Genomic DNA, 6,392 nt, shown 5'->3' on the forward strand with positions numbered 1-6,392 from the left:
TCGTTGTAAAGGAAAACCTGATTAAGAACGGCAAACTGGCCATCATTGCCACCGATGCCGAAGAGCGCCCCAATGAAACCGTTTCCGGCACCTTTCAATTCGTCATTAACGGCTTTAAACAGGAGTTGCAGTTCCACGACGGGGTCGCCATCACCTCACACCCTATCGAAACGTCGGCCTTCGTATTCATCAAACACCGTAACCAGCAAGGCTCCCACGGTAGGCTCTACTTCATATGGAAACGCGACCAGGGCCTCAACCCCATCGCTATCAATTGGTATTTCCTCATCCTTATCCCAGCGATTATCCTCCTTATCGCCTACCTCTTCAAGCGGATCATGGTATTGGCCATTATCGTATTGGTGGCCTTGTTTGTCTATAATTACAGCAAAGGACTGGATTTAGAGAATATCTTCGAAACGATCACCCATGGTCTTAAGTCGCTCATTTAAAAAGGCATCCCTATCCCGAAGTTATATTGCACGAAATGATAACGGTCGGGGGCGTTCGTAAGGCGGTATTGCTCTTTAAACGCCCTATTGTTGAAAAACTCCGAAATAACCCATTGTTGTGCACCGTCAAACTGCGGGTCGCGCACCTTCACTCCGGCATCCAGCCGGACAACGAAATAGTCCAGATCGAACCGCAGGCCGGCACCGGCACCGATGGCCATCTGTCCAAGGAAACGGTCGAATTTAAATTCACCGCCCGGATTCAGTTCATTTTCGTTGAAGCGCCAGATATTACCGAAGTCGGCAAACGTAGCCGCCTTGAGTTTCGCCCCGAAGATATCATCCACCAGCTTAAAGCGGTATTCTATATTCCCTTCCAGTTTAATTTCCCCCAATTGGTCGAGGTTGCGAAGATTAAGGCGCAGGCCAGGGTCGAGCACTTTGCGGTTGTAGTTGCCGGGGCCCAATGTACGTGCCTGCCATGCCCTTATACCATTCATTCCTCCGCCAAAAAAGCTTTTTTCGAAAATCAGCAGGCTCGAGTTGTTGCCATAGGGAATGGCTACCCCCGGATTGAGCCGCACCACAAGTTGCCGGTCTCCACCCAGGTACCGATAATACCGTATATCCGTTTCGACTTTGGCATATTGTAGATAAGGTACACCTAAAATTTCTCTCTCCCCATCCACATTCCGTTTGAAATCGATTACCGTGCCCGCCAACCCGAGCAGGTTTCCGCTCAAGTCAACGGCACCCCGGAAATAGAGGAAATTTTCGAGCCTCGAAAGCCGGGCGGCGTTCACCGTGTACGCATATTGCGAGCCTAGCCCGAAATAGGCTCTGTTGTTGCTACGCACATACAATAAAAAGCCGTTATCAATCAAGTCTTGAGCAAACTCACTGTTCAAACGGCCATACCGGTATTCGAGCACGATGGGAGTCAGGTTGTGCTGCTTGTAGCGGGTATCGAACCAGTTGTAGGATAGCGTGCCGCTGAAATAGCGATTCGAGTAAGTCTGGCGTTGGTCAAACGCCTGTATGTTGGCGGAGAACACCGTGCGTGGCAATCCACTCCTACCCACCGGCGGAACGGCGAACGGCGTAATCAACCGCGGCACGGTGATGTTCACCCCGATCTGGAAGTCGTTGTTGAACACCCGGTCGAGTAGCCCCCCGGAAAGCCTCGAGTCAAACAATACCCCGTAACGCAACTTCACTTCCAACTGCTCCAGTCCGCCGAAGAGGTTACGGTGGGTAAAGGTATTTCCAATGTTGAAACCACTCATCCCTGCGTTGAAGGTATATTCGCCCTCAATTTGATTACCCATATAGGGCCGCGGAACCAGCTCGTAGTACACATTCAGCCGATTGGAATCCACCTTCTCATAATTGATCTTCACATTGCGGAAACCATTCAGTTCGTAAAGCCGGTCATAGGTAAGGTTTTCCAAATTGGCGTTATAGGTATCCCCCTGCCGGTGAAACAAGTACCGCGCGATGGGTGCCGCCCGGAAGCGCCCGGTATAGTCCTCGAATGCAAGCTGTCCTTCCCATTCGGTCTTATCGGGTACCGGCTGGTTCAGTTCGGCCCGATCGTGTTTGATCACGACGAAACTGCTGTCGATATGGAATTGGGTATGCCCCGTCCGTCCCTCGGGATTATCCACGATCAGCCGCACGTCCGCTTGATTACGTTGCAGGGTGGAGTCCACGTCCACGCGCATATATTGCCGTAAATAGTCGTAATAGCCCCGCTGCCGCATCAGGTAATACAGCCGTTCACGCTCGGCCACCAACGAGTCGGCATCATAGCGCGACCCGGGCTTGATGGGACTCGTTGCGCTAAGCCGTTCAGCATACAGACGAACCAGCGCCGTATCGGCGATATCGACATCCACCTGGCGGAGCGTAAACGGTTCGCCAGGCACCACATGGAAATGCAGGTGTGCACGCTTGCCCCGCCGTATGATATCCTGGTCGACCGTGGCATTGAAATACCCCTTGGATAGCAGGTAACGGGCAATCTGTTGGGTAGAAAAATCGACGAGGGCGCTGTCGAGGATATGCGGTGGTTCCCCTACGTTGCGGATGTTTGTGGTGCGGTACCGTCCTTTCCGGGCGTTCGCCAGGTTATAGATAAATAGATTGATGCGCGAATTGGGTCGCAAGGCGGGCGGAATATAGGCTTGCGCGCCCTCGGCAAATTGCGGATCAATGCCATCGATTTCGACCTTGGTAACCAATGCTTGGTCGGCTTCAAGCAACCGTGTGGAGCGGCACGATGCAAATAATACCAGCAAAAGCATTATACTTGCATACGTAAAAAGACAATCCCGTTTAACCATTGACAATGCTTTCAAAACCGCAAATCCGTGCCATTACGTCGCTTCAGCAAAAAAAATTCCGCAGGGAACACGGGTTGTTTATTGTGGAAGGTGTTAAATCTGTCAAGGAATTCCTCCATTCCGACTACAGTGTCCAACGTATTTACCATACCGCACAAACGGCTGCAAAATTGCCTAAAATCCCGCAAAATATAAAATCGGTTGAAATCGATGAGCCGACGTTGGCGCGCATCAGCGCCCTCAAGTCCCCACAGGGTGTGCTGGCCGTGGTACGTATACCCGCCTATCCCCCCTTAACGGCGGCTACGCTGCAACAGGGTTTCCATTTGGTACTGGATGACATCCAAGATCCGGGCAACCTGGGCACGATTATCCGTACGGCCGACTGGTTTGGCCTGGAGCGGGTGATTTGCTCGGTTGGCTCGGTAGACGCTTACAATCCCAAAACCGTACAGGCCAGCATGGGGTCCCTTGCCCGCATGCAGGTATGCTATACCGATCTCGCCGACCTGGTGGTCCGTTCACCCGTTCCCGTATTCGGGGCGGTTCTCGATGGCCGTGCCCTTTACGATACGGATTTCGGCCAGCACGGGCTGGTGGTGTTGGGCAATGAAGGCAATGGCATCGGCCCGGCCGTACTTCCCCATATCACGCAGCGGGTCACCATTCCGCGTGTGGGCAACGCCGAGTCGCTCAATGTGGCTATTTCCGCCGCGCTTTTCTGCGCGGAGCTGGCCCGGCAGAAAGCGCAGCCGTAAGCCCATCCACTTCCAAAAATTATCGTATTTTTACCACCGATGGGCAAAATATATGCATTGGTAACAGGAGCAAGCCAAGGGTTGGGCAAAGCATTTGCACTCGAGTTGGCTAGGCGCCAGTTCAATACCATCCTGGTCAGTCTACCGGGCGAGGGCATCGATTTCGTAGCTAGCCAAGTAGCAGAATTGGGCCAGGAAGCCCATTGCTATGAGACCGATCTGACGCAAAAAGCGAATATCGTAGCGCTGGCCAACTGGGTGAACGAGCGGTTTGCAGTATCGGTACTGATCAACAATGCGGGCTGCGGGGGTACCCAGCGGTTCCAAGATGTCGATGTCGACTACCTCGACCGCATCATCCAACTCAATGTCAAAGCCACCGCCTTGCTTACCCACCAATTGTTGCCCAATCTGATGAAAAACAACCAGGCTTATGTACTCAATGTGGGGAGTGTGGCGGCATACAGCCCCATCGGATACAAAACGGTGTACCCCGCATCGAAGGCATTTGTACATAGCCTCAGCCGGGGCCTTTACCAAGAGTTTGCCGATAGCAATGTCTTTTTCAGCGTGGTTAACCCGGGTCCGATGATGACCAACGCAGACTCTTCTGCCCGTCTGCAGCAGCAGGGCTTTTTCGCCACGATGGGATTGCTTACGCCGGAAGAAGTGGCGGCGATCGCGGTTAGGCAGCTCTTCAAGCGCGATACGCTCATCATGCTCAACTGGGTAAATAAACTGACGTGGATGGTCATGAAATTTCTTCCCGTATACATCCGCCTGCCGTTGCTTACCCGGGCCATGAAGAAGGAGGTTAAACGCGCATGAAGGTATTGGTTACCGGCGCAAATGGCCTGCTAGCCACCAACACCATCATTACCTTACTAGCGCGCGGGTATCAGGTGAAGGGGCTCATCCGCGACACCCGCAAATTTCTCCTTCCCCCCCATGCCCGTCTGGAGCTTGCCGTGGGCGACATCACCGATGCCCGGTCGTTGGATCGGGCCGTCGCCGGCTGCGATTACATTATCCACTGTGCCGCCACGACAGACCAACGCCTGCTTCGCTACGCCGATTACCATCGAATCAATGTGCAGGGCACCCAAAACGTCATTCAAGCTGCCGTAAAACACGGTGCCCGAAAAATCGTTTACGTGGGTACGGCCAATACCTTCGGCTATGGGTCACTGGGTGCACCGGGCAACGAGACCCTCCCCCCCGGGGCACCCTTTGCCGATGCATGGTATGCCAAAAGTAAGCTCGAAGGACAACGCCAGCTACTCGCCGCCGCCGGCAAAATCGCCATTACCATCGTCAGCCCCACGTTTATGATCGGCCCGTACGACGGGAAACCCAGTTCCGGCACGATCATCCGCATGGGCTATGGCAAAAAGGTGGTCTTCCACCCACCCGGCGGCAAAAACTTCGTCAACGCCGAAGATGCCGCCCTGGGCGTGGTAGATGCGCTGGAGAGAGGCCAACATATGGAAGCCTATCTATTAGCTGGCGAAAACCTCACCTATCGCGCTTTTTTCCAAAAACTATCCGCGCAGACCGGCCAGCGGACGCTACTGGTCCGTGTGCCCCCACCGCTACTGCAGGCTGCCGGTTACTTCGGCGATGTACTGCGATGGCTTGGGGTCCGCACCGCCCTATCGAGCATAAACATGAAAATCCTGTGCGTCAATAACTATTATACCAATAAGAAAGCACAAGCCCAGTTGGGCACGGCGTTCAAACCCATCGAAAGCGGCATCGATGCCGCCATTGCCTGGTTCAAGGACCATCGATTGTTATAAAATTGGTATACCCTTTGCATAAGGTAGGGTATGAAACGGAAACAACCCACCCATCGAGCGCTTTTCGTCGCCCTTATGGTACTGGCATTTACACCGGGTGTTTATGCCCAACAGCGCGCTACTGAAATCACCCCCAAGAACTCCTGGATAAAAGCCGGCGTCAATGTAGGGATACCTATCGCGGACCTGGCCGACCAAACCAGCGTGGCACTTGGGGCTGATATCAAAGGGCAACTCATGTCTACGCCCAATTGGGGGCTCGGCCTCGCGTCGGGGTACACCCATTATTTCCCCAAAGACGGACACGAAAATTTCGGATCGGTGCCCGTTGGCATTTTTGCCCGCTATTATCCCGCTAGCCAAGGGTTTTTCGTCGGCACCGACGTGGGCTATAGCTTCCAAACCGGAAGCGACCTCAATGGCAATGGCGGTATGTATGTGCGGCCACAGGTTGGTTACCACAACCGGCTTTGGAACATTTTCGGGTTCTACAATGGCATTTTCCGGAAAGACGCAAACGGTGGTAACCTACAACAGGTAGGCATCGGAACCACTTTCAATATCATGTTCAATTAACCTTTCACTGCCAGCCACAAGGTTGCCACCCCCATACGGTTGGTAAGGTATACAGCCCCGCACACGCAGCGGGGCTTCTTTTTTGTGCCGCTTCCCACAAAATTCAAAAAATTATTTGGAATTAGTCTTAATAACCTATATGTTTGCTCACTGTTTATAAAGTATGTTTATATAGTTGTTTAGTTTAGTTAGTAGAACCCCGCCGATGTGAATCGCCGGGGTTTTTTATTTCGGATAACTATTATAAATCCTACTTTTGTAGCCAACTATGACTTCAAAAAATCAAGCGGGCATCCCCATCTCGATGTCGCTCAACGACACCCTCAGTTCGGAAGGGATCAATTCATCAGCATTACCGAACAAAACCCGCATCATCGTTATCGCCGCCTATGCGGTGGCCATTGCGGCACTGATCAGCTTCATCGCCAAGTTCCTGGTGCTGTTTATCAACATGATCACCAA

At 52.8% G+C, this 6,392-nt stretch carries 7 protein-coding genes; 6 read left to right on the forward strand and 1 reads right to left on the reverse strand.

Annotated features, from left to right (window positions below; translation table 11 throughout):
• Nucleotides 1-452, forward strand: a 452-nt coding sequence (locus ACO1NT_RS15435) for a hypothetical protein (RefSeq protein ID WP_449049636.1), incomplete at its 5' end; no start/stop codon positions are given.
• Here the strand turns inward: ACO1NT_RS15435 and tamL are convergent.
• Nucleotides 449-2,758, reverse strand: a complete 2,310-nt coding sequence (tamL, locus tag ACO1NT_RS15440; protein ID WP_449049637.1) for a translocation and assembly module lipoprotein TamL — start codon at nucleotides 2,756-2,758, stop codon at nucleotides 449-451. The two genes, ACO1NT_RS15435 and tamL, sit on opposite strands and share 4 nt — an antisense overlap.
• Before the next feature lie 44 nt (nucleotides 2,759-2,802).
• Here tamL and ACO1NT_RS15445 point away from each other — a divergent pair, with 44 nt between their 5' ends.
• The 5 genes from ACO1NT_RS15445 to ACO1NT_RS15465 all read left to right on the forward strand — a co-directional run.
• Nucleotides 2,803-3,555 carry a TrmH family RNA methyltransferase gene (locus ACO1NT_RS15445; protein ID WP_449049638.1) on the forward strand — a complete coding sequence of 251 codons (753 nt, stop codon included), beginning with the start codon at nucleotides 2,803-2,805 and terminating at the stop codon, nucleotides 3,553-3,555.
• 39 nt (nucleotides 3,556-3,594) lie between these two features.
• Nucleotides 3,595-4,383 (forward strand): SDR family NAD(P)-dependent oxidoreductase, encoded by a 789-nt coding sequence (locus tag ACO1NT_RS15450; RefSeq protein ID WP_449049639.1) that lies wholly within the window; start codon nucleotides 3,595-3,597, stop codon nucleotides 4,381-4,383.
• Nucleotides 4,380-5,354 (forward strand): NAD-dependent epimerase/dehydratase family protein, encoded by a 975-nt coding sequence (locus ACO1NT_RS15455; protein WP_449049640.1) that lies wholly within the window; start codon nucleotides 4,380-4,382, stop codon nucleotides 5,352-5,354. The genes ACO1NT_RS15450 and ACO1NT_RS15455 overlap by 4 nt, the downstream gene beginning before the upstream one ends.
• 30 nt (nucleotides 5,355-5,384) lie before the next feature.
• The gene (locus ACO1NT_RS15460) at nucleotides 5,385-5,930 is read left to right on the forward strand and encodes a hypothetical protein (protein ID WP_449049641.1); all 546 of its coding nucleotides are present in this window, start codon (nucleotides 5,385-5,387) and stop codon (nucleotides 5,928-5,930) included.
• A 268-nt stretch (nucleotides 5,931-6,198) separates the two neighbouring features.
• Nucleotides 6,199-6,392: hypothetical protein (locus ACO1NT_RS15465; protein WP_449049642.1), on the forward strand; the 194-nt coding region annotated here is incomplete at its 3' end.

The organism is Parapedobacter sp., assembly GCF_053550995.1.

Coding starts and splice junctions, on each gene's coding strand:
- tamL (WP_449049637.1), bottom strand. CDS start 2,758: ATGCTTTTGCTGGTATTATTTGCATCGTGCCGCTCCACACGGTTGCTT.
- ACO1NT_RS15445 (WP_449049638.1), top strand. CDS start 2,803: ATGCTTTCAAAACCGCAAATCCGTGCCATTACGTCGCTTCAGCAAAAA.
- ACO1NT_RS15450 (WP_449049639.1), top strand. CDS start 3,595: ATGGGCAAAATATATGCATTGGTAACAGGAGCAAGCCAAGGGTTGGGC.
- ACO1NT_RS15455 (WP_449049640.1), top strand. CDS start 4,380: ATGAAGGTATTGGTTACCGGCGCAAATGGCCTGCTAGCCACCAACACC.
- ACO1NT_RS15460 (WP_449049641.1), top strand. CDS start 5,385: ATGAAACGGAAACAACCCACCCATCGAGCGCTTTTCGTCGCCCTTATG.